Annotated in this window: 15 protein-coding genes; 13 read left to right on the forward strand and 2 right to left on the reverse strand. The window is 61.7% G+C overall.

From position 1 onward, the window contains the following. Positions 1–7: 7 nt before the first annotated feature. The 12 genes from ACVTFQ_RS17395 (at position 8) to ACVTFQ_RS17450 (ending at position 17,034) form a co-directional block, all read left to right on the forward strand. Positions 8–1,075, forward strand: a complete 1,068-nt coding sequence (locus tag ACVTFQ_RS17395) for an ABC transporter permease (protein WP_018901084.1) — start codon at positions 8–10, stop codon at positions 1,073–1,075. Beyond that, the gene (locus tag ACVTFQ_RS17400; RefSeq protein ID WP_181459266.1) at positions 1,072–2,019 is read left to right on the forward strand and encodes an ABC transporter permease; all 948 of its coding nucleotides are present in this window, start codon (positions 1,072–1,074) and stop codon (positions 2,017–2,019) included. The genes ACVTFQ_RS17395 and ACVTFQ_RS17400 overlap by 4 nt, the downstream gene beginning before the upstream one ends. Further along, entirely contained in the window at positions 2,016–2,849 is an 834-nt protein-coding gene (locus tag ACVTFQ_RS17405; protein ID WP_112436388.1) for an ABC transporter ATP-binding protein, read from the forward strand. The genes ACVTFQ_RS17400 and ACVTFQ_RS17405 overlap by 4 nt, the downstream gene beginning before the upstream one ends. Then, positions 2,846–3,595 (forward strand): ABC transporter ATP-binding protein, encoded by a 750-nt coding sequence (locus ACVTFQ_RS17410; RefSeq protein ID WP_018901087.1) that lies wholly within the window; start codon positions 2,846–2,848, stop codon positions 3,593–3,595. The genes ACVTFQ_RS17405 and ACVTFQ_RS17410 overlap by 4 nt, the downstream gene beginning before the upstream one ends. A gap of 160 nt (positions 3,596–3,755) precedes the next feature. Beyond that, complete coding sequence (locus ACVTFQ_RS17415; RefSeq protein ID WP_111562711.1) at positions 3,756–3,938, forward strand: hypothetical protein; 183 nt, start codon at positions 3,756–3,758, stop codon at positions 3,936–3,938. Between the two features lie 125 nt (positions 3,939–4,063). After that, the gene (locus ACVTFQ_RS17420; protein WP_181459267.1) at positions 4,064–4,228 is read left to right on the forward strand and encodes a hypothetical protein; all 165 of its coding nucleotides are present in this window, start codon (positions 4,064–4,066) and stop codon (positions 4,226–4,228) included. A 90-nt stretch (positions 4,229–4,318) separates the two neighbouring features. Then, positions 4,319–4,483, forward strand: a complete 165-nt coding sequence (locus ACVTFQ_RS17425; protein WP_018901089.1) for a DUF1328 domain-containing protein — start codon at positions 4,319–4,321, stop codon at positions 4,481–4,483. Between the two features lie 331 nt (positions 4,484–4,814). Next, positions 4,815–13,334, forward strand: a complete 8,520-nt coding sequence (locus tag ACVTFQ_RS17430) for a glycoside hydrolase family 94 protein (RefSeq protein ID WP_112436387.1) — start codon at positions 4,815–4,817, stop codon at positions 13,332–13,334. 98 nt (positions 13,335–13,432) lie between these two features. Then, positions 13,433–14,668, forward strand: a complete 1,236-nt coding sequence (locus ACVTFQ_RS17435) for an OpgC family protein (protein WP_409527895.1) — start codon at positions 13,433–13,435, stop codon at positions 14,666–14,668. A 24-nt stretch (positions 14,669–14,692) separates the two neighbouring features. Beyond that, complete coding sequence (locus ACVTFQ_RS17440; RefSeq protein WP_111562714.1) at positions 14,693–14,893, forward strand: hypothetical protein; 201 nt, start codon at positions 14,693–14,695, stop codon at positions 14,891–14,893. Between the two features lie 111 nt (positions 14,894–15,004). After that, positions 15,005–16,039: an aspartate-semialdehyde dehydrogenase gene (locus ACVTFQ_RS17445; RefSeq protein WP_026283462.1), complete on the forward strand. Its 1,035-nt coding sequence runs from the start codon at positions 15,005–15,007 to the stop codon at positions 16,037–16,039. A gap of 170 nt (positions 16,040–16,209) precedes the next feature. Beyond that, the gene (locus ACVTFQ_RS17450) at positions 16,210–17,034 is read left to right on the forward strand and encodes a lytic murein transglycosylase (protein ID WP_111562715.1); all 825 of its coding nucleotides are present in this window, start codon (positions 16,210–16,212) and stop codon (positions 17,032–17,034) included. Between the two features lie 76 nt (positions 17,035–17,110). Here ACVTFQ_RS17450 and ACVTFQ_RS17455 read toward each other — a convergent pair whose 3' ends face one another. Both ACVTFQ_RS17455 and pdxY read right to left on the reverse strand, forming a co-directional pair. Beyond that, positions 17,111–17,752: a carbonic anhydrase gene (locus ACVTFQ_RS17455; RefSeq protein ID WP_018901094.1), complete on the reverse strand. Its 642-nt coding sequence runs from the start codon at positions 17,750–17,752 to the stop codon at positions 17,111–17,113. A 71-nt stretch (positions 17,753–17,823) separates the two neighbouring features. After that, positions 17,824–18,699, reverse strand: a complete 876-nt coding sequence (gene pdxY / locus ACVTFQ_RS17460; protein ID WP_111562716.1) for a pyridoxal kinase PdxY — start codon at positions 18,697–18,699, stop codon at positions 17,824–17,826. Positions 18,700–18,944: 245 nt separating this feature from the next. On the opposite strand from pdxY, the gene ACVTFQ_RS17465 reads away from it, so the two are divergent. Beyond that, positions 18,945–23,720 (forward strand): NAD-glutamate dehydrogenase, encoded by a 4,776-nt coding sequence (locus ACVTFQ_RS17465; protein ID WP_111562717.1) that lies wholly within the window; start codon positions 18,945–18,947, stop codon positions 23,718–23,720. Positions 23,721–23,727 lie beyond the last annotated feature (7 nt).

A 23,727-nucleotide genomic window follows, 5' to 3' on the forward strand; every position in this document is an offset into this window, starting at 1 on the left:
TGATAGATTGAGCATCGTCGAAACAAAGACGGAAGCACGGCCGAAACCCGGCCGTGCTCTTCCTTTTGCGAAGGCTGTGGGCCGTTTTCTGGTCGCCGCCGTCACCACCTATCTCGGCCTTCTGGCCGTGACCTTCTTCATCGGCCGCGTCGTGCCCATCGATCCGGTGCTCGCCATTCTCGGCGACCGCGCGCCCGCCCACGTGGTTGAACGCGTACGGCGCGAAATGGGCTTCGACCTGCCGCTTTACCAGCAGTTCTATATCTACCTCAAAGGGATCCTGGCCGGCGATTTCGGCACCTCGGTGCTGACGACCAATCCCGTCATGGTCGATATCAAGCGCGTCTTCCCGGCAACGATCGAACTCGCCACGCTCGGCACCATCATCGGCTCGGTGATCGGCGTCCCGCTCGGCGTTCTCGCCGCCGTCAAGCGCGGCAGCTTTGCCGACCAGATCGTGCGCGTCATCGGCCTGATCGGCTATTCCGTGCCGATCTTCTGGCTGTCGCTGATCTCGCTGGTGATCTTCTACGCCAAGCTGCGCTGGGTCGCCTTCCCCGGCCGCATCGACATCGTCTTCGAATACAGCTTCACACCGGTCACCGGCTTCTATCTGCTCGACAGCGCCATGCAGGGGCAGTGGGACGTCTTCTACGACGTCTTCCGTCACATCATCCTGCCCGCCTCGCTGCTCGGCTATTTCTCGCTCGCCTATATCAGCCGCATGACCCGCAGCTTCATGCTGAACGAACTCAGCCAGGAATATGTGGTTGCCGCGCGCGCCAAGGGCCTGTCGGAAACCCGGGTCATCTGGGGCCACGCGTTGCGCAATGCCGCGGTGCCGCTCGTCACCGTCATCGCACTATCCTATGCCGGACTGCTCGAAGGATCGGTGCTGACCGAAACGGTCTTCTCCTGGCCCGGCATCGGCCTCTACATCACCAATTCGCTGCAGAATGCCGATATGAACGCCGTGCTTGGCGGCACGATCGTCATCGGCACCGTCTTCATCGGTATCAACCTCTTGTCTGATCTTCTTTATCGGACCCTCGATCCCAGGACCCGAACCCGATGAGCATGCAAGCAAACAACGCCGCAACCAATGTCAGACCGATGACCCGCCGCGAGTGGCTGCTCTCCGACCGCCCACAATCGCGCACGCAAGCCCGTCTCGGCCGCGCCTATGTCACCTGGCGGCAGTTTACCGCCAATCGCCTGGCGGTCGTTGGTCTCTTCATCATCATCGCGCTGCTCCTGATGGCGGCATTTGCCGATGTGCTGGCAACGCACTCGCCCGTCGTCGGCGATCTCCGCAACGCCCGCCTTCTGCCGCCGGGCGCCGAGGGCTATCTTCTCGGCACCGACGACCAGGGCCGCGATATCTATTCGCGCCTGATCTACGGCTCCCGCCTGACGCTGATGGTCGTCGTTCTCGTCGCCATCATCTCGGCGCCGATCGGCCTCTTGGTCGGCACCGTTTCCGGCTATGCCGGCGGCTGGGTCGATGCCATCCTGATGCGCATCACCGATATCTTCCTCGCCTTCCCGAAGCTCGTCCTGGCGCTCGCCTTCGTGGCAGCACTCGGCCCGGGCATCCAGAACGCCATCATCGCCATCGCCATCACCTCCTGGCCGCCATACGCCCGTATCGCGCGCGCAGAGACCCTGACGGTGCGGCGCTCCGACTACATCTCGGCCGTCCGCCTCATGGGCGCGTCGCCGCTGCGCATCGTCGTGCGCCATGTCATGCCGCTCTGCATCTCCTCGCTGATCGTGCGCGTCACGCTCGACATGGCCGGCATCATCCTGACGGCCGCCGGCCTCGGCTTCCTCGGCCTTGGCGCTCAGCCGCCGCTGCCTGAATGGGGCGCGATGATCGCCTCGGGCCGCCGCTTCATTCTCGACCAATGGTGGGTTGCCGCCATGCCGGGGATCGCGATCCTGGTTGTCAGCCTCGGCTTCAACCTGCTTGGCGACGGTCTCCGCGACGCGCTGGACCCGAAGGAGAGCGGCCAATGAGTACGCTGCTTACCGTCAAGAACCTCAAGGTCAGCTACCCCACACGCACCGGCGTCATAGAGGCCGTGCGCGGCGTCTCCTTCACGCTCGGCAAGGAACGCCTGGGCATCGTCGGTGAGTCCGGCTCCGGCAAGTCGCAGACCGGCCGCGCCATCATGGGCCTGACGCCACCGCACGGCATCGTCAGCGCCGGTACGCTCGACTTCAACGGCATCGATCTTCTTTCGGCCTCGGCCAAGGAACGCCGGCAATTGCGCGGCAAGCGCATCGCCATGGTGCTGCAAGATCCGAAATATTCGCTGGATCCGGTCATGACCATCGGCAAGCAGATCTGTGAGACGCTGAGAACGCACGAGAAGATCGGCAAGGGCGAAGCACGTGATCGCGCGATCGCCATGCTGGAAGCCGTGCAGATCCGCGAGCCGCAGCGCGTCTTCAATCTCTATCCGCATGAAGTTTCCGGCGGCATGGGCCAGCGCGCCATGATCGCCATGATGCTGATCGCAGACCCCGAACTGCTGATCGCCGACGAGCCGACCTCGGCGCTCGACGTGACCGTGCAGCTCGACGTTCTCAGGATCATGGACCGCCTGGTGTCCGAGCGCGGCATGGGCCTGATCTTCGTGTCCCACGACCTGCGTCTCGTCTCCTCCTTCTGCGACCGCGTCATCGTGATGTATGCCGGCAAGGTCGTCGAGGAGCTTAAGGCTTCCGAGCTCAAGAACGCCCAGCATCCCTATACGCAAGGACTTTTGAACTGCATGCCCCAGATCGGCGAAAACAGGCATCCTCTGCCGGTGCTGGACCGCAAGCCGGAGTGGGCCGCATGACAGCAGCCCTTTCCGTCGACAATGTCACGGTCATCTACGACCATTTCCATGCGCTGAAGGATGTCAGCGTCGAGATCGCCGAGGGCCAGTCCTTCGGTCTCGTCGGTGAATCCGGCTCCGGAAAATCCACTCTCCTGCGCGCTGTCGCGGGCCTTGCTCCTGTCAAGAACGGAACCATCAAGATCCACGGCGAGCAGCTGTCAGGCTCCAAGCGCAGCAAGGCCTTCTACCGCAAGGTCCAGATGGTGTTCCAGGACCCCTACGGTTCGCTGCATCCGCGCCAGACCATCGACCGGCTGCTGCTCGAGCCGCTGGCGATCCACGGCATCTCGGACAGCGACACGCGCATCGCCCGTGCGCTCGATGAAGTCGGCCTCGGCAATGGCTTCCGGTTCCGCTATCCGCATCAGCTCTCCGGCGGCCAACGCCAGCGCGTCGCCATCGCCCGCGCCCTGATCGTCGAGCCGTCGATCCTCTTGCTCGACGAGCCGACGTCGGCGCTGGACGCCTCCGTGCAGGCCGAGGTGCTGAACCTCCTCGAGCAGGTCAGGCGCGACCGGAAATTGACCTTCGTCATGGTCAGCCATGATCTCGGCGTCATCACCCACATGTGCGAAAACCTCGCCGTGATGCGCGGTGGTACCGTGGTCGAGCGCCTGACGGCCGATCAGCTCGCCAAGGCCGAGGTTCACGAAGACTACACGAAAAGTTTGATGGTCGCGAGCAAGGGCTTCGTGAAAGTCTGAAGCCCAATCTTTTCAAGTAATTGAAATTTTTAACAATCAGCGGACCGTTAAGAATAATGGTCCGTTAAAACACGACCAATCGACTAGACTATTGACAGCTGCCTTGCTTCTGTCATGATTGCGTTAACGGCTGTTAGCTTTCGTGATCATGGAGATAAAGATGTTCTTTCTCGGCGGCATGACCATGGGTTACTTCGCACCTCCAGCCAAGGCTGCCAAGCGGACAGCTCCGCTGTTCAAGACGGCAAAGCGGGATCGAAAGATCGTTGCGAAGAAGAAGAGCTCGTACAAGGACAGCGCGGTCGAGCGCTCCCTGATCTGGGCCTGGCATACCATCTGTTAGACCGTCCCAGACAAGACGGATTTTCTCAGCAAGCGACATCTGGTGGAATTTTATCTCTACCATTCAGATAGACTATATAAGAAACTGAGCTCTCAATAAGAGCTGAAAACAGGCGGAGGCAATACATGGCAAACTTGGGTATGTCGCATACTCACGCGGACCACTATCGTTCCGCACGCTCCAAGAAGCCGGCAACGACGCGTGGTCGTTTGCATCTGGCAGCCAATGCGGCGCTCGTTGTGGCCGCGTTCACCTTTCTCGCAGCCGTAGTCTGCGGCGTTATCGGTTAGAGCACCGAAAACAAACCCTTTTTCACCAAGCACGGAACCAAAAAGGCACACCATCGTTATCTGGTCAGCAACGACTAAATGGAGATGGCAATGCTTTACTACGCACTCGTATTTCTTGTTGTAGCTCTGATCGCCGGCGTTCTGGGGTTCGGCGGCATCGCAGGCGCGTCAGCATCGATTGCCCAGGTACTGTTCTTCATATTCCTGGTGCTGTTTGTTGTATCGCTTGTCGCGCGGCTCATGCGTCGCGTCTAAATCCAGCATAATCAACGAAATCCGGCGTCCAAAAGGCGCCGGATTTTTCGTGCGTTCGCCGCTTGCCGAAACCTCTTGACTTGAATTGTCGCAATAGTGTCCAACTTTCCCGATTGGCTTGGCGGGGAGGCGTCGTTCAATCTCACCCACCTCTTTGCCCGGCTGGTCGCAAGATCAAATCTAAATCGATTCGCATTGCCGTTCGATTGCACCTGCCAATGTTTTCAGTGTGGCCGCAAAAGACCGGTATTGTTCATGCGGCAGTCATATTTGGCAGTGCACAAGGCAAACCCTACCGATCATAACTTTGTTTGGATCCAGAACCGAACCCATGTCTATTTCCCCCACGTCTCCGAGCCCGTCCCGCGAGTCCGAAACCAAGCAGATCGATCACAACGACTCGATCCGCGCGACCTATATGTCGATCGAAGACATCAGGGCGATGGGTGCATCCGCAGCCACCTCAGGTGTCAACTCGCTGGTCGCTTTCGCACCCTTCGACTTCTTCGCCCGGCATAAGGAGAACGAGAAGGAAATCCTGCGCGTCTACCGCACGACGGCGGCGGATGTGGAGGCCGGCGAGACGATTACCCCGGCCGCCGAGTGGCTTCTGGACAACCACTACATCGTCGAGGAAGCAATCCAGGAAGTCCGCCGCGACTTCCCCAAGCGCTTCTATCGCGAACTGCCGACGATCGATGTGAACGGCACCAAGATCCCGCGCACGCTGGCGCTGGCCTGGCTCTATGTCGCGCACACGCACAGCACCATTTCGCAGGAAAGCCTGACGGCTCTGGTCGATGGTTTCCAGGAACATGAAACACTGCGGATCGGCGAGCTCTGGGCGCTGCCTTCGCTGGTGCGTTACGTTCTGGTCGAAAACCTGCGCCGCATCTCGATCCGCGTCGAGCGCAGCCGCCGCATGCGCCGCCGCGCCAACGAGGCCGCCGACGAGTTGGTGCGCCTGACCGATCCCGCGAAGGCAGCCGAGTATCTGAAGACGCTCGAGCCGCTCGCCGAGGACAATACCTTCTCGACGCAGTTCCTCTACCGCATGCGCGATGGCTCGCAGACCTCGAGCCTCGCCATCACCTGGCTGGACGAGCGCCTCGAGGCGCTGGGCCGTGATACCGAAGCGACGACGATGGCCGAGCACAGCCGTCTCTCGTCCGGCAACGTGACCATGGGCAACATCATTCGCAGCCTGCGCGAGATCGACGACACCGAATGGTCCGTCTGGGTCGAGCAGGTCAGCCACGTCGACAAGCTGCTCTGGGACAACTCCGACTACGGCCTTCTCGATTCCGGCTCGCGCAACAAGTACCGCAAGCAGATCGAAAAGCTCGCCAAGCGCTCCACCATGACCGAAATGGAGATCGCGCAGCTCGCGCTCGACATGACGGACGAGGCGAAGGAATCGGGCGAGGACGATCCGCACGAGCCCAATGTCGGCAGTTTCCTGGCCGGCGCGCAGCGCCCGAAGCTGGAAGCAAGAGCGACCTACAGCCCGACGCTGGTGCAGCATTTCGTTCGCGCCGTGCGCCGTTTTAACTGGCTGTCGATCGCGGTACCGGTACTGCTCCTGACCATTCTCGCGATGGTCATCGTAGGCCATTTCATGGCGAGCGCCGGCATGGCGCCGATTGCCATCATCCTGCTCCTGATCATGTTCTCGCTGCCGGCATCGGAAGGCGCGACGGGTCTATTCAACACCGTGCTCTCCTTCTTCGTCACGCCGGCACGCCTCGTCGGCTACGAATTCAAGGAAGGGATTCCGGAAGACGCGCGCACGCTTCTGGTCGTGCCATGCCTGATCTCCAACCGCGACAGCGTCGACGAACTCGTCCGCAACATCGAGGTCCACTATCTCGCCAACCCGCGCGGCGAGATCTACTTCGCGCTTCTCAGCGACTGGCCGGACAGCCAGGTCGAAGAGACGGCCGCCGATCTCGAAGTTCTCGACTATGCCCGCCGCGAAGTTGCCAACCTCTCGGCGCGTTACGCCTATGACGGCAAGACGCGCTTCTATCTCCTGCACCGCCGTCGCCTCTACAATCCGTCGGAAGGCGCATGGATGGGCTGGGAGCGCAAGCGCGGCAAGCTGCACGAGCTGAACCTGCTCCTGCGCGGCGACCGTGACACGACCTATCTGCCGGGCGCCAATATCGTGCCGGAAAACGTGCAGTACGTGATGACGCTCGACGCCGATACGCGCCTGATGCGCGACGCCGTCACCAAGCTCGTAGGCAAGCTTTATCACCCGACCAACCGCCCGGTGATCAACCCGGAAACCGGCCGCGTCGAAAGCGGCTATGGCGTCTTGCAGCCCCGCGTAACGCCGTCGCTGACGACAGGCAAGGACGCATCCGTCTTCCAGCGCGTCTTCTCGATCAACCGCGGTCTGGACCCTTACGTCTTCACCGTCTCCGACGTCTATCAGGACCTCGCGGGCGAGGGCACCTTCACCGGCAAGGGCCTCTATCACGTCGACGCCTTCGAAGCGGCCCTGAAGGGACGCATCGAGGAAAACTCCGTTCTCAGCCACGACCTGCTCGAGGGCTCGATGGCGCGTTGCGCGCTCGTGACCGACCTTGAACTCGTTGAGGACTTCCCGACCCGCTACGAAGTCGAGACGTCGCGCCAGCATCGCTGGGCGCGTGGCGACTGGCAGCTGCTGCCGTACATGTTCAGCACCAAGCACGGCGTCACCGCGCTCGGCCGCTGGAAGATGTTCGACAACCTGCGCCGCTCGCTGACCCCGATCGCCTGGTTCTTCGCCTCCGTGCTCGGCTGGTACTTCATGGACCCGCTCGGCGCCCTGATCTGGCAGATCGTTCTGATCTTCTGCCTGTTCGTCGCTCCGACGCTGTCGCTGATCAACGGCATCATCCCGCGCACCAGCGATATCGTCGCGCGTGCCCACCTCTATACCGTCTGGTCCGATATCCGCGCAGCCAACGCGCAGGTGGCGCTCCGCATCGTCTTCATCGCAGACGGCGCCTGCATGATGGCCGACGCCATCGGTCGGTCGCTCTACCGCCTCTTCGTCAGCCACAAGCTGATGCTGCAGTGGAAAACAGCGGCCAGCGTTCAGGCCGGCAAGCAGGGCACGATCTGGTCCTATTACAAGGCCATGTGGCACGCGCCAGTGCTTGCACTGCTCGGCCTCGCCTTCGCCGTCGTCTCCGGCGACAAGGCCTACCTAGTCGGCATCCCCTTCGTTGCGCTCTGGATTCTCTCGCCGCTCGTTGCCTATTACGTCAGCCAGTCGGCCGAGACCGAAGATCGCCTCGAAGTGGCTGAATCCGTCTCCAACGATCTGCGCAAGATCGCGCGCCGCACCTGGCGCTATTTCGACACCTTCACCACGGCCGAACAGAACTACCTGCCGCCTGACAACGTCCAGGAAACGCCGCACGTCATCGTCGCGACCCGCACGTCTCCGACCAACATCGGCGTCTACCTCCTGTCCGTGGTCTCGGGCCGTCAGTTCGGCTGGTTCTCCTTCGAGGAAACCATCGAACGTCTCGAACAGACGATCGCCACCATCGACAAGATGGAAAAATTCCGCGGTCACCTGTTCAACTGGTACCACACCGATACGCTGGAAACGCTTGGACCGCGCTACGTCTCGGCTGTCGACAGCGGCAACCTCGCCGGTCACCTGATCGCGATCTCGTCGGCCTGCCGCAACTGGGCCGAAGCCCCGTCCGCGCATATGCAGGGCAGCCTGGACGGCGTCGGCGACACCGCAGGCATCCTGGCCGAAGTGCTGGCCGACCTGCCGGATGATCGCAAGACCGTGCGTCCGCTGCGCCGCCGCCTGGAAGAACGCATCATCGGCTTCCAGAACGCGCTCGCCGCCGTCAAGCGCGAGCACGAATTCGCGTCGATCCGCATCATCAACCTCTCGGTCCTTGCCCGCGACATCCAGAAACTCGCCGCCAACCTCGATCACGAGGTGAAGTCGGCACTCAGCGCCGAGGTCACCCAGTGGGCCGAGGCGCTGGTCAAGGTCTGCGAAGCCCACATCTCCGACAGCACCTTCGACCTCGCCAATATCGATGCGCTGCGCCCGCGCCTGATCGCACTGCGCGACAAGGCCCGCGATCTCGCCTTCTCGATGGACTTCGGCTTCCTCTTCCGTCCGGAACGCCGCCTTCTGTCGATCGGCTACCGCGTCGAGAGCGGCGAGCTCGATCAGGCCTGCTACGACCTTCTCGCATCCGAATGCCGCCTCACCAGCCTCTTCGGCATCGCCAAGGGCGACCTGCCAACCGAACACTGGTATCGCCTGGGTCGTCAAGTCGTGCCGGTCGGCTCGCGCGGCGCGCTGGTCTCCTGGTCCGGCTCGATGTTCGAATATCTGATGCCGCCTCTGGTCATGCAGGAGCGTGGCGGCGGTATCTTGAACCAGACCAACAATCTGGTCGTGGTCGAGCAGATGAACTACGCCCGCAAGCTGGGTATTCCGTGGGGTATCTCGGAAGCGGCCTTCAACGCCCGCGACCATAACCTCAACTACCAGTACACGAACTTCGGCGTACCGACGCTGGGCCTCAAGCGTGGTCTCGGCCACAACGCAGTCATCGCTCCTTACGCCTCGATCCTCGCCAGCCAGTATAATCCGCCGGCGGCCATCGAGAACCTCGAACGTCTGCGCAAGCTCGGCGCGCTCGGCAAATACGGCTTCCACGACGCCGTGGACTTCACGCCGACCCGCGTGCCCGAGGGCAAGACCTGCGCGGTGGTCTACAACTACTATGCCCACCACCATGGCATGTCGATCGCGGCCGTCGCCAACGTCGCCTTCAACGGCCACCTGCGCGAACTCTTCCACTCCGATCCCGTCATCGAAGCGGCAGAGCTGATGCTGCAGGAAAAGGCGCCGCGCGACATTCCCGTCATGAGCGGCAAGCACGAATCCGACACCCCGGCCAGCATCCAGGACGACCTGTTGCGCCCGGAGATCCGCAAGATCTACGATCCGGCCGCGCGCGACCGCGAACTCGTCTTCCTGTCCAACGGCCACTACTCGATGATGCTGACCGCCACCGGCGCCGGCTACTCGCGCTGGAACGGCCAGTCCGTTTCCCGTTGGAAGCCCGATCCGACCGAGGATCGCTGGGGCACCTTCATCTTCCTGCGCGACACCGCTACCAACGAATGGTGGTCGGCGACGGCGGAACCGAAGAGCATCGAGGGCGAACAGGTCAAGGTTCTCTTCGCCGATGAAAAGGCTGAATTCACGAAGACCGTCGGCGAACTCACCAGCGAAGTCGAGGTCATCGTCGCCACCGAGCACGACGCAGAAGGCCGTCGCCTGACGCTGCTCAACACCGGCACGGAAGACCGCTTCATCGAAGTGACCTCCTATCTTGAGCCGGTCTTGACCAACGACGACACCGACAACGCGCATCCGGCCTTCGCCCGCATGTTCGTGAAGACGGAGATCGGCAAGCGCGGCGACGTCATTCGCGTCGAGCGCAACAAGCGCGACGGCAACGAGCCGAATATCGCGGTCGCGCATCTAATCGTCGACAACGCCGGTGCGACGCGCCACACCGAGTTTGAAACCGACCGCCGCAAATTCCTCGGACGCGGCCGCAGCCTTGCAAACGCTGCCGCTTTCGACCAGGGCGCGACGCTTTCGGGCACCGACGGTTTCACGCTCGATCCGGTGCTCTCGCTGCGCCGCACCGTCCGCGTTCCGGCTGGCAAGAAGGTCAGCGTCATTTTCTGGACCATCGCGGCGCCATCGCGCAACGAGGTGGATCAGGCGGTCGATCGCTACCGTCACGCCGATGCCTTCAACCACGAGCTCGTCCAGGCCTGGACGCGCACGCAGGTACAGATGCGCCATGTCGGCGTCACCTCGCAGCAGGCATCCGCCTTCCAGCATCTCGGCCGCCACCTCGTCTACCCCGACATGTATCTGCGTGCGGATACGGCAGCGGTTCAGGCAGGCATGCAGTCGCAGTCCTCGCTATGGCCGCTGGCGATTTCGGGCGATTTCCCGATCTTCACCCTGCGCATCAACGACGACATGGATCTGGATATCGCAAGGGAAGCCCTGCTGGCACAGGAATACCTGCGCTCGCGCGGCGTCACCGCCGATCTCGTGATCATGAACGAGCGTGCGTCCTCCTATGCACAGGACATGCAGCACGCCGTCGACCAGATGGCCGAGAACGTCCGTCGTCTCGGCCAGGCCGACGGCCTGCGCCAGCATATCTTCACGGTCCGCAAGGATCTGATGGAGGAGGCGACCTACCACGCGCTGATCTCGGCATCCCGCGTCACCTTCCATGCAAAGAACGGCAAGATCATCGATCAGATCAATCGTGCCGTGGCGCTGTTTGCGCCGACCAAGGAAGAGCAGCAGGAACTTGAGAAGGTCAACGCCACGAAGTCGCGTGCCAAGCGCACGGCACCGGTCGCCAAGGCACAGGTCCCGGCACTGGTTGTCGAAGAGCATGGCGATCTGAACTTCTGGAACGGTATCGGCGGCTTCTCCGGCGACGGACGCGAGTATGTCGTCCGCATCCCGGGTGGCCACGCCACCCCGCAGCCGTGGATCAACGTGATCTCGAACGAGAAGTTCGGTTTCCACGTGGCGGCCGAAGGCGCCGGCTTCACGTGGAGCACCAATTCTCGTGACTACCAGCTGACCCCTTGGACCAACGACGCGGTTATCAACCGTCCGGGCGAAGCGATCTATGTGATGGATCGCGACAGCGGAACCGTGATGACGCCGTTTGCTGCCCTGTCCGACCGCCAGGACATCCAGTTCGAAGCCCGTCATGGCCTCGGCTACTCGGTCTTCTCCAGCGTCCAGAACGACGTTTCTCTGGAGCTGACGCAGACGGTCGATCGCGAACGGCCGATAAAGCTGCAGCGCTTGCGCCTGCGCAACAACGGCAGCAGCCAGCGCAAGCTGCGGCTCTACGGCTATGTCGAGTGGGTGCTCGGCAACAATCCGCAGAAGACGGCGCCGTTTATTCTCTCCGAACACGACGCCGAGACCGGCGCCCTGTTTGCCAGCAACAACTACAGCATCGACTACTCCTCGCGCGTGGCCTTCTTCGCCGCCAGCGAGACACTGTCGGGCTACACGGCAAGCCGCCGCGAGTTCATCGGCAAGACGGGCACCATCAAGGCTCCCGCAGCCTTGAATCCGGCTACCGTTCTTTCGAGCAACATCGATCTGGATGGTGATCCGGCAGCGGCTCTCGCAATCGACATCGACCTCGCCGCCGGCGAGGAGCGGGATGTCATCCTTTATCTCGGTGATACCGCGACGAAGGAAGAAGCCCGCGCGCTGATCGCCGATATCCGCAAGGCGTCCTTCGACGGCGCGGTTCAGGCAAACCGGGACTTCTGGCACGCCTTCACCGGCAAGCTACAGATCTCGACCCCAGACCAGGGCATGAACACCCTGATCAACACCTGGCTCCCCTATCAGAGCCTCGGCTGCCGCATCATGGCACGCACGGCCTTTTACCAGGCGAGCGGCGCCTTCGGCTTCCGCGACCAGCTGCAGGACACGTTGGCTTTCGTGCTGCACGAGCCGTCGATCGCCCGCAAGCAGATCGTCAACGCCGCCTCACGCCAGTTCCGCGAGGGTGACGTCCAGCATTGGTGGTTGCCCGGAACGGGTGCCGGCGTTCGCACGCTAATCTCCGACGACGTGGTCTGGCTGGCCTATGCCATCCATCACTATTGCACGGTGACCGGCGACAAGAGCGTTCTCGACGACGAGCTCGCCTTCATCGAAGGCCCGGCGCTTCTTCAGGGACAACACGATTCGTTCTACCGCCCGGAAAAATCCGAGGACAAGGTGAGCGTATACGAGCACGCCGCCATCGCTCTCGATCTTGCCATCGCCCGCAAGGGAGCGAACGGCCTGCCGCTCTTCCTCGGCGGCGACTGGAACGACGGCATGAACCGCGTCGGCATCGGCGGCAAGGGCACGAGCGTATGGCTCGGCTGGTTCCTCGCCGGCGCGCTGCGCTCCTTCAGCGCCTTTGCCGCCGAACGTGGCGACACCGCCCGCGTCGAACGCTGGGGCAAGCACCTGACCGAACTCAAGGCAGCGCTTGAAACCGCTGCCTGGGACGGCGCCCACTACCGCCGCGGCACCTTCGATGACGGCAGCCTGCTTGGTTCGAAGGAAAGCCTGGAATGCCAGATCGATTCGATCGCGCAGTCCTGGAGCGTGCTGTCAGGGGAGGGCGATCCGGCCCATGCCGCACAGGCCATGGATTCGGTCCTCGCCAAGCTCGTCGACATGGACGCGCGCATCATCCGCCTGTTCACGCCGCCCTTTGCCAACTCGGCCAAGGATCCCGGCTACATCAAGGCCTACCCGCCCGGCGTTCGCGAAAACGGCGGCCAGTATACCCACGCGGCCACCTGGGTCGTCATGGCGCTGGCCGAGCTCAATCGCGGCGACGACGCGCTGCGTTGCTTCGACCTCCTGAACCCGATCAGCCACGCCAAGGACCCAGCCTCCGCCGAGCACTACCGCGTGGAACCCTATGTCATCGCCGCCGACGTCTACGGCGACGGCGCATTGACCGGTCGTGGTGGCTGGACCTGGTACACCGGTTCCGCCGGTTGGCTCTATCGCGCGGCTGTCGAAGGCATCCTTGGAATCCGGCTCAAGAACGGCCGCATCCATGTGAAGCCATCGCTGCCGACAACGTGGGAAGGCTTCTCCGCGGAAATCGAGCACGCAGGAGCTAAATACCTCATTTCGGTCTCAAAATCGTCCCATCCAAGGGGCTACGATTTGACCATCAACGGACGTCAAGTCACCGATCCCGACGAGGGATATCCGGTCGGATAACCGCACTTTTCATGCAAACCATCCGGCGATTCGTTGAGGCCAAGAGGGAAACCTTTTGGCCTCAACTGCGTTTGCAAAATGGAAGCATGGAGAGGTCAATGGTAACGACGCCCGAAAACACGTTCGGTGCAGAGCGGAGAATCGCGACTGCGGCGCCATCGAAACGAGACACGCGATTGGACGTTCTGCGCGGTCTCGCGTTGATAACCATCTTCATCAATCACGTGCCCGGCCAAATCTTCGAGCATCTGACCACCAAGAACTACGGCTTCTCGGATGCCGCCGAGGCATTCGTGCTGATCTCGGGCATCGCCGTGGGCATTGCCTACGGCTCGCGCTTCAAGGTCGCCGCCTGGTTCGAAACAGCCAAGAAATCCACGAAGCGCGCCTTCACGCTCTATCTCGCTCACATGATCACGACATTCATGACGCTTGCGCTTTTCATCGCGGGTGCATGGCTGTTCCATCGCGCGGGCCTTCTTTGCGAAATCAATATTCTTGCGGTTCTCACCAACCCGCAGGCCGGGATTCCGGCGCTGATGCTGCTCGGCCACCAGATCGGCTACAACAACATCCTGCCGATGTATGGCGCGCTGATGCTGATGGTCCCAATCATCCTTCTGCTTGAAGCGAAAAGCCCGCTGCTGGCATTGGCCGTCTCCGGCTCGGTCTGGCTGCTGTCGGGGATATATGAGATCGCCCCTCACAACACGCTGATCGAGGGCTACTGGTTCCTGAATCCGCTCTCCTGGCAGTTCCTGTTCACGATCGGCATCGTCGGCATGATGCATGTGCGCCGTGGCGGTAAGCTGCCCCAGCACCCGCTGCTGATGGCCTTGGCCGCCGGTTATGTCGCCTTGTCCTTCGTATGGGTCGTGGGTCAGCTCTGGGGCATCGGCAATGCACTGGCCTCGCTCGGCCTGCCGCCAGTCATCACCGGCTTCGACAAGACCTTCCTGTCGCTGCCGCGTCTTCTGCACGTGCTGGCCCTCACCTACCTGGTGCTCAACATCGGCGCGCTCTCGAACCTGCTGCGCCGCCCGGAGGACAACCCGCTGGTCATCTTCGGCCGCCATTCGTTGAACATCTTCGTCGCCGGCACGATCCTGGCGATGGTCGGTCAGGTGCTGCTCTACATCAACAACGGCGACCGGATCGTGGGCCCGATCTTCGTGGTTCTCGGTATCGTGATCCAGTTCGTTTACGCCTATCACCTTGAGCGCAAGAGAAAGCTGGGTCGCGCGGCTTCCGCCAAGCTGAAGGCACCGCAGGGCCGGGCACTCCAGACAGTCTCCGTGCGCGCCGATAACGGTCGTGGCATCAATCGGAAGTGACACCGCAACGGCCGCGCCAGCGCCATCATCACAGGCGCGGTCCCTCGCAAAAACCTTGACTCCTGTGGAAAACCTTTTAAGAGCAGCGGTGGAAAAGGAATATCCATGGTTCGCCAAGAACACGCCATTGCTGCACGCAGTGACCGGGCACGAGTTGCCGGGATGGTTATGATTTTTCCGGTTTCTTCCAAAACCAAGGCCAAAACGACGACGAAAACCGTCTGACGTCTCTGGCCTGCCGCTCTCTCCCCGGCTCGGCTGGGGACAGAAAGCCGCAATCGTTGCGCGCTTTCCCCCTCACCGAACAAGAGGAGAGATGAGAAAGAGAGCTTGAAAATGGGTTTTAAAGTTGCAGTTGCGGGAGCCACCGGAAATGTTGGCCGGGAGATGCTCAACATCCTTTCCGAACGCGGTTTTCCCGCTGACGAAGTCGTAGCGCTCGCCTCCGCGCGCTCGCAGGGTCTTGAAGTGTCCTACGGCGACAAGACGCTGAAGGTCATGAATCTCGAAAACTACGATTTCTCCGACACCGATATCTGCCTGATGTCTGCTGGCGGCGACGTATCGAAGAAGTGGTCGCCGAAGATCGGCGCGCAGGGCTGCGTCGTGATCGACAACTCCTCCGCATGGCGCTACGACCAGGACGTTCCGCTGATCGTGCCGGAAGTGAACCCTGACGCCATCGAGCAGTTCACCAAGCGCAACATCATCGCCAACCCGAATTGCTCGACCGCCCAGCTGGTCGTGGCCCTGAAGCCGCTTCACGAAGCCGCCACGATCAAGCGCGTCGTCGTCTCGACCTACCAGTCCGTTTCCGGCGCTGGCAAGGACGGCATGGACGAACTCTTCAATCAGACGCGCGCGGTCTTCGTCGCCGATCCGATCGAGAACAAGAAGTTCACCAAACGTATCGCCTTCAACGTCATTCCGCACATCGATAGCTTCATGGAAGACGGCTACACGAAGGAAGAGTGGAAGGTTCTGGCCGAAACCAAGAAGATGCTCGACCCGAAGATCAAGGTGACCTGCACGGCCGTGCGCGTTCCCGTCTTCATCGGCCACTCGGAATCGGTCAACATCGAGTTCGAGAAGGAAATCACCGCCGATCAGGCTCGCGATATCCTGCGCGATGCGCCGGGTTGCCAGGTGATCGACAAGCACGAGAATGGCGGCTACATCACGCCTTACGAATCCGCCGGTGAAGACGCGACCTTCATCTCGCGTATCCGCGAGGACGCAACCGTCGAGAACGGCCTCAACATGTGGGTGGTTTCCGACAACCTGCGCAAGGGCGCGGCATTGAACGCGATCCAGATCGCCGAACTGCTCGTCAATCGCGGACTTGTGAAGCCCCGCAAGCAGGCAGCTTGAATATTTTCTTAACCATGTCTTGTTAAGCCCGTTACTTAAGTTAAGGCTTATTCAGGAGCGCGGGATGTCAGACGGCATCTCGCGCTCATCAAATGAATGGTCGTGACAACGTTGCCGATAGCGGGCTCCAGTCCGGCTGAAGGCTAGGCTGATCGAGATCGGGGTATTCGATGCGCAAGACAAGATTTTTGCTGGCAGCGGCGGCAGTGTTCGCCATGTTCCAGGCACTTCCGGCAACGGCTGAAGCGGCACCACAGTGCAGCAACACCAGCGCGGGCTTCGACCAGTGGGTGGTTGCCTTCAAGCAGGAAGCAGCGGCCAACGGCGTCAGCCGCTCCGTTCTCGACAAGGCTTTCGCCAACGTCGTCTATAACAGACCGACAATTTCTGCCGACCGTGGCCAGAAGAGCTTCAAGCTCTCCTTCGACGCCTTCATGCAGAAGCGCGGCGGCCAGGCCATCATCTCGCGCGGCAAGGGCATGAAGCGCGCCAACGCAGCGCTCTTCGCCAACATCGAACGCAAGTACGGCGTTCCGGCCGGCCCCCTGATCGCGATCTGGGGCATGGAAACCGGTTTCGGCAGCTACATGGGCAACCAGCACACGATGTCCGCCGTCTCCACGCTCGCATTCGATTGCCGCCGTACTGCCTATTTCACTGACCAGCTCTATGCAGCCCTTCAGCTCGTCGGCGAAGGCTTCCTCAGCCCGCAGGCGCGCGGCGCCGCCCACGGCGAAATCGGTCAGACACAGTTTCTCCCGCGCAACGTCGTGCTCTACGGAGCGGATGGCGATGGTGACGGCCGGGTCGACATGGTCGGCTCACGCGCCGACGCGCTGGCTTCGACCGCGAACTTCCTGAAGGGCCACGGCTGGCGTCCGGGTGCCGGCTATCAGCCGGGCGAGTCGAACTTCGCAGCCATCTCCGGCTGGAACGCGGCAACGGTCTACCAGCAGGCAATCGCCTACATCGGTCAGCAGATCGACGCGAATTGATTCAGACTTGATGATGAAATGAAAAAGGCGCCGCGGGAAACCGCAGCGCCTTTTTTGTTTTTCTCGAACTATGGTGTCAGACGTCAGGGCGAATGAAGTCGCGCGTTTCTGCGTCCATGACCCACAATTCGCCGGTCGAAATATCGAACCAAGCGCCATGAAGCTGGATATCACCGGCTTCCTCACGCGCCTTGATCTCCGGAAAGGTCCGGAGATTGTCGATCGAGTTGCGGATCGACACGCGCTCCAGCGCCGTCTGGCGTTCGCCAGGGGTCATCACGTCGTTGCTCTGGATCTGCTCGGCCGCCGGCCGCACCAGCGACATCCAGCGTCCGATGAAGTCGCCGGGCGACAAAGGCTCGGCATCGGGATCGAGCGCCGCGCGGATACCGCCGCACCGACCATGTCCCATGACGACGATATCGGTAACCTTCAGGGCCAGAACCGCGAACTCGAGTGCAGCCGAGGTCGCATGGAAATTACTATCAGGCTCGTAGGGCGGCACCATGTTGGCGACGTTGCGGACGACGAAGAGCTCGCCGGGCCCGGAATCGAAAATGAGTTCCGGCGCCGCGCGTGAGTCCGAACAGGCAATGACCAGCGTGCTCGGGCTCTGCCCGTGCTCCGCCAACGTCCTGTATCGGTCACGAGCGTCGGCATAACGCCCGCTCATGAAGTTGCGATAGCCGTCGAGAAGTGTATCTGGAAAACGCTGCATGATCTTCGATTACAGCGTGAGCGATGCAAGATCAATATCGCAGCGCCAAATGCGTTAACGGCCCCCGGCCGCTAGCTCTTTCGCCGCTGCGCCGGATGCATCAGATGTCGCATCTGCACCATCGCCATCGGCGTCGACAGGCTGGAGGCGTCGTTTGCGAGCGTCAGCTCGTCGCTGCCGCGCTTCACCGCCCGCGCCAACACCTCGTAGACGCTGGCCGTCGCCAGCTGCAGCGCCTTCTCGTCCTCCATGCCGGACTGGAGCCGCGACAGGAAAAGCGCGGCGAGAAGATCGCCCAAGCCGTTTGGCGGATTGTCGATCAGCCGGTGCTCAGCAAGCAGCGCGTGGCGCCCGGAGAGATAGAGGTTGCCCGTTCCACCAGCCATCATCGGCACCGCCGAGGTCACCAACATGCGTGCGGGGCCAAGTGCCAGCGCCGCCTCCATGATCTCGGTATTGCTCTCCAGCGGCGCGCCGGACAGCCAGGCGAGCTCATAACGATTGGGCGTAGCCAACGATGCCAGCGGGATCAGATGGTCCCGGATCGCCTCAGCCGTCGCCTCGGGAACATAAAGCCCGCCGAGATCGCCCATCACGGGATCGCAAACGTAAAACAGATCGGGATTTTGCTCCCTAAGCGCGGTGATCAGACGGCCGACGGAGCGGGCCTGCGCGGCATTGCCGAAATAGCCCGAAAGCACCGCCTTGACCTCGCCGATCCAGGGCGCGCGTATGAGATCGTCGATCGCCGCATCGAAATCGGCCTCCGCGAAGGTCAGCCGCGTCGAACGGCCGTGGCCCGGATGCCAGGGTAGAACGATTGTTGGCAGCGCCCATACCTGGTGGCCGAGCGTCTCGAGCGCGAAAACCGCCGCCCGATTGCCGACCGATCCACGAACGACGTGGCTCGATATGACGATCACCGTGCCTGCTGCATTCTGCGACATGTTTATCCGATCCGGGTTCCGATCCTCAGTTGATCGTCTTTTTGCTGCGCGACTGTCAACAACTCTTCATTGGGACGTGATCAAACTTCTGGCGACGAAAATCATATTCGGATCATTTTTTACAGAATTGACGACATGCCGGCTAAATTCGCACGAAAACTGCGATCGACGCCCCTATTTTTGCAATTTTTCTGTCAAACCTTCTGCTAACCTGCGCGCAATCGAGAAAATGGGGGACACAGTCAATGGCTGCTCGAAACAATCCGAAACGGGAAAAACAGATCGAAAGCGCGAACAAGATCGCGACGGCGATGGGGGAGCACTATCTCGCGCCGGATATTCTCTTCGGACGCGCCAGCGGCGACGACCTCGAATCCTACACGCCCGAAATGCTGGCGATTTCCGCTGTCCACTGCGCGGCCGAACTCGCCGCCTGGACCGGCAACGCGCCGCGCGTCACCGTCACCTCGCTCGACAATGTCGAGCCGGATGGGGTGGCCGTATCGGTCCTGTCGGTGACCGATCACAACATGCCGTTCCTCTACGAATCGGTCATGGGCGAGGTAACGAGCAGCTACCGCGATCTCTTCATGGCGGTTCATCCCATTCTCGTCATGCAGCTAGGTCATCCGCCGGAACTCTATTCGCCGGATATGCCGGGCGAGCCGGCAAACCGCGTCAGCCACATCCAGCTTCACCTCGCGCCGCTCACGCCGGCGCAGTCCGCAGATCTGATCGAGCGGATCGAAATCGTCCTCGAACAGGTGCGCCTGTCGGTTTCCGACTGGAAGCCGATGCTGGACAAGCTCGGCACCGCCATCGACGAACTATCGTCACGCAATGTCGGCCGCCGCAAGGCGGATCGCGATGAAGCGGTCGCTTTCCTGACATGGCTGCGCGATGCCAATTTCACCCTTCTGGGCATGCGCGAATATGTCTATTCCGGCAAGGGCTCGAACGCCAAGGTCGAACGCGACAAGGGCACGGGGCTGGGAATCCTCTCCAATCCCGATGTGCTGGTGCTCCGGACCGGCCGCGACGCCGTCACCACGACGCCCGAAATCCTGGCCTTCCTCGACGGTCCCGACTTCCTGATCGTCACAAAAGCCAACGTCAAATCCGTCGTCCACCGCCGCGCTTATATGGACTATGTCGGCGTGAAACGCTTCGACGAGAGTGGCAATGTCACCGGCGAGCTGCGCATCGTCGGCCTCTTCACCTCGACCGCCTACACCTCGCTCGCAACTGATATCCCGCTGCTGCGCTCGAAGGTGGAGAAGGTGAAAGAGCATTTCGGCTTCGATCCGATGAGCCATTCCGGCCGCATGCTCGACAACACGCTGGAATCCTACCCGCGCGACGATCTCTTCCAGATCGACACCGCCCTGCTCGCCACCTTCGCCGAACAGATCAACGATCTGACCGACCGCCCGCGCGTACGGGTGCTGCCGCGCATCGATCACTTCGATCGTTTCGTCTCCGTTATCGTCTACGTGCCGCGCGAGGAATATGATTCGATCGTGCGCGAGAAGATCGGCACCTATCTCAAGACCATCTATGATGGCCGCGTCTCGGCCTATTACCCGGCTTTCCCCGAAGGCGGCGTCGCCCGCGTCCATTTCATCATCGGCCGCTCTGGTGGAAAGACCCCGCGTATTCCTCAGGCAAAGCTCGAAGAAGCAATCCGCAGCATAACGGCCCGCTGGGATGACCGCTTCGAAATGCTTGCCGGTCCGAAGGCGCCGAAGATCAAGGTCAGCAACGCTTACCAGGATCTCTTCCCGCCGGAAGAAACTTTCGCCGACTTCGCCGACATCGTCGCCTGCGCCACGGGCGAGCAGATCCGCATCGAATTCTACACGCGCATCAAGGATGGCGTGTCGCTTCTCTGCCTCAAGATCTTCCACTTCAATGGCCAGCTCGCACTTTCCCGCCGCGTGCCGCTTCTCGAGAATCTCGGCTTCAGCGTCATCAGCGAAGGCACCTTCGACATCAACGTGACGCTGGCAGACGGCAGCGAGAAGCTGGTGGTGCTGCATGACATGGAACTCGAAGCCCAAAGCGGCGCTGAGATCAATCTGCAGCAGCATGGCGCAGCACTCGAAGAAGCCTTCCTTTTCGCTTTTTCAGGCGTCATCGACAACGACAACTTCAATCGCCTGATCATCTCGGCTGGCCTGTCGGCCCGCGAGACAAGCGTGTTGCGCGCCTACTCGCGCTATCTGCGCCAAGCCGGCATCGCCTATTCGCAGGATTACATCGCGACGACGCTGGATAAATACCCGGCTATCTCGTCGCTCATCTTCCGCCTGTTCCACGATGGCCTCGACCCGAAGCTGACGGAGAAGAACAGGATCAAGAAGGCGACTGATCTTCACGCCAAGATCGAGACCGCGCTGTCGGACGTTCCAAGCCTTGATGACGACCGCATACTGCGTCGCTACGTCAATGTGGTCGACTCGACGCTGCGCACCAACTACTTCCAGCGCAATCCCGATGGTTCCGCAAAGGCGATGCTAGCCTTCAAGCTCGATCCGCATTTGATCGACGGCCTGCCGGCGCCGAAGCCGTTCCGCGAAATGTTCGTCTACGGCGTCGAGGTCGAGGGCGTTCACCTGCGCTTCGGCAGAGTAGCCCGTGGCGGGCTTCGCTGGTCGGATCGCGCCGAGGATTATCGCACCGAAGTGCTGGGCTTGGTGAAAGCGCAGCAGGTCAAGAACGCCGTGATCGTACCCGTCGGCGCCAAGGGCGGCTTCTATCCGAAGAAGCTCCCTGTCGGCGGCAATCGCGATGAGATCTTCAATGCCGGGCGTGAAGCTTACAAGACCTATATCCGCACGCTGCTCTCGATCACCGACAACATTTCCGGCACCGAAATCATCCCGCCTGAAAACACGGTGCGGCTCGATGGCGACGACCCCTATTTCGTCGTCGCCGCCGACAAGGGCACGGCGACCTTCTCCGACACCGCGAATGCGCTGGCGCAGGAAGCCGGCTTCTGGCTCGACGATGCCTTCGCATCGGGCGGCTCCGCCGGCTACGACCACAAGAAAATGGGCATCACCGCGCGCGGCGCCTGGGAAACGGTGAAGCGCCACTTCCGCGAGATGGACATCGACATCCAGACGACGCCGTTCACGGTCGCGGGCGTTGGCGACATGTCGGGCGACGTCTTCGGCAATGGTATGCTCTTGTCACCGAAGATCCGGCTTCTCGCCGCCTTCGACCACCGCGACATCTTCATCGATCCGGATCCTGACATGGCCAAGACCTTGGCGGAGCGTCAGCGGCTGTTCAATCTGCCGCGCTCGAGCTGGCAGGACTTCGACAAGAGCCTGCTTTCGAAGGGCGGCATGATCATCTCACGCTCGGCGAAATCGGTGACGCTCACCGCGCAGGCCGCAGCCGCGATCGGCATGGACAAGACGGTGGCGACGCCGTTTGAAGTCATGACCGCGATCCTGAAAAGCCCTGTCGACCTGCTCTGGTTCGGCGGCATCGGCACCTACGTGAAGGCGACAGCCGAAACCGATACCGACGTCGGCGACCGCGCCAACGACCCCATCCGCATCAGCGCCGACGAGGTGCGCGCCAAGGTGATCGGCGAGGGCGCGAACCTGGGCGTCACCCAGCGCGGCCGCATCGCCTACGGGCTGAAGGGCGGTCGCTGCAATTCCGATGCGATCGACAACTCGGCCGGCGTCAACACCTCCGACGTCGAAGTGAATATCAAGATCGCGCTCGCAGCCGCCATGCACGACGAACGGCTGACGCGACAGAAGCGTGACCAGCTGCTCTCCTCGATGACCGATGAAGTCAGCAAGCTCGTGCTTCGCAACAACTATCTGCAGTCGCTCGCCATCTCGCTGACCGAGAGGAAGGGCACCGCGAACGGCCTCGAACTCACCCGCTTCATGGGTGTTCTGGAGACCGCCAAGCAGCTTAACCGCAAGGTCGAGACGCTCCCCGACGACACCACGATGGCCGAGCGCTACGCCGCGAACAGACCGCTGACACGGCCTGAGATCGGCGTCCTCTTGTCCTACGCGAAGATCGTTCTCTTCGACGCGCTCGCGGCAAGCGATCTGCCGGATGATCCCTATTTCGAGGCGACGCTCTCGCAATACTTCCCGGCCAAGATGCGCAAGTCCAACGCGTCCGATATTGCCAATCACCGCCTGAAGCGCGAGATCGTGGCGACCGTGCTTGCCAACGAAGCAATCAACCGCGGCGGGCCGAGCTTTGCCGTCAGCATGATGGACGCGACGGCCGCATCAGCGCCCGAAGTGGTGCGCGCCGCCATCATCGCTCGCGACGGCTTCGATCTGAGCCGGCTTTGGAGCGAGACCGATGCGCTCGACGGCCGGATTTCCGGTCAGATGCAGAACCGCATCTACGAGGAAATCAGCCATATCTTCACCGTGCTGACGCGCCTGCTGTTGAAGATGCAGATGGCCAAGGGTGATATCGCCGAGACCATCGACAGGCTCCGCGCGGCCTTCAAGAAGCTGCAGCCGGTATTCGCCAACCAGGTCGTTCCCGAACTCGAGGCGCGCCAGGCCGAATATCAGGCCGCCGGCGTGCCGGACAAGCTTGCAGCCGAGATCGCGCATCTGATCGGCTTCGCGCTCGTGCCGGAGATCATGCAGATCGCAGAGCGCACGGGTGAGCCGCTGATCCGCGCCGCCGAGAGCTATTTCGCGGTCAGCCAGACCTTCCGTATCGGCCGACTGCTAGCAGCCGGCAGCCGCATCACCACTTCGGATCACTACGAGAACCTGGCGCTGGCGCGCAGCCTCGACCAGATCGCGACAGCCCGTCGCGATATCGTGAGCTCCGCTCTCTCAAACAACGGCAAGGAAAAACTGCCGGTGCAGGCATGGCATGCGAGCGACCGGATCAGGATCAACCGCATCGCCGAGGAACTGGCGGGTCTCAGCGAGGGTGGCGATCCGAATCTCGCCCGCATCACCGTCGCCGCCGGCCTGCTGACCGATCTTGCCAGAGACGGGACGAGGTGAGACAGTC

The sequence above is a fragment of the Rhizobium sp. O111 genome, assembly GCF_055616315.1.

Coding starts and splice junctions, on each gene's coding strand:
- ACVTFQ_RS17400 (WP_181459266.1), top strand. CDS start 1,072: ATGAGCATGCAAGCAAACAACGCCGCAACCAATGTCAGACCGATGACC.
- ACVTFQ_RS17405 (WP_112436388.1), top strand. CDS start 2,016: ATGAGTACGCTGCTTACCGTCAAGAACCTCAAGGTCAGCTACCCCACA.
- ACVTFQ_RS17410 (WP_018901087.1), top strand. CDS start 2,846: ATGACAGCAGCCCTTTCCGTCGACAATGTCACGGTCATCTACGACCAT.
- ACVTFQ_RS17415 (WP_111562711.1), top strand. CDS start 3,756: ATGTTCTTTCTCGGCGGCATGACCATGGGTTACTTCGCACCTCCAGCC.
- ACVTFQ_RS17420 (WP_181459267.1), top strand. CDS start 4,064: ATGGCAAACTTGGGTATGTCGCATACTCACGCGGACCACTATCGTTCC.
- ACVTFQ_RS17425 (WP_018901089.1), top strand. CDS start 4,319: ATGCTTTACTACGCACTCGTATTTCTTGTTGTAGCTCTGATCGCCGGC.
- ACVTFQ_RS17430 (WP_112436387.1), top strand. CDS start 4,815: ATGTCTATTTCCCCCACGTCTCCGAGCCCGTCCCGCGAGTCCGAAACC.
- ACVTFQ_RS17435 (WP_409527895.1), top strand. CDS start 13,433: ATGGTAACGACGCCCGAAAACACGTTCGGTGCAGAGCGGAGAATCGCG.
- ACVTFQ_RS17445 (WP_026283462.1), top strand. CDS start 15,005: ATGGGTTTTAAAGTTGCAGTTGCGGGAGCCACCGGAAATGTTGGCCGG.
- ACVTFQ_RS17450 (WP_111562715.1), top strand. CDS start 16,210: ATGCGCAAGACAAGATTTTTGCTGGCAGCGGCGGCAGTGTTCGCCATG.
- ACVTFQ_RS17455 (WP_018901094.1), bottom strand. CDS start 17,752: ATGCAGCGTTTTCCAGATACACTTCTCGACGGCTATCGCAACTTCATG.
- pdxY (WP_111562716.1), bottom strand. CDS start 18,699: ATGTCGCAGAATGCAGCAGGCACGGTGATCGTCATATCGAGCCACGTC.
- ACVTFQ_RS17465 (WP_111562717.1), top strand. CDS start 18,945: ATGGCTGCTCGAAACAATCCGAAACGGGAAAAACAGATCGAAAGCGCG.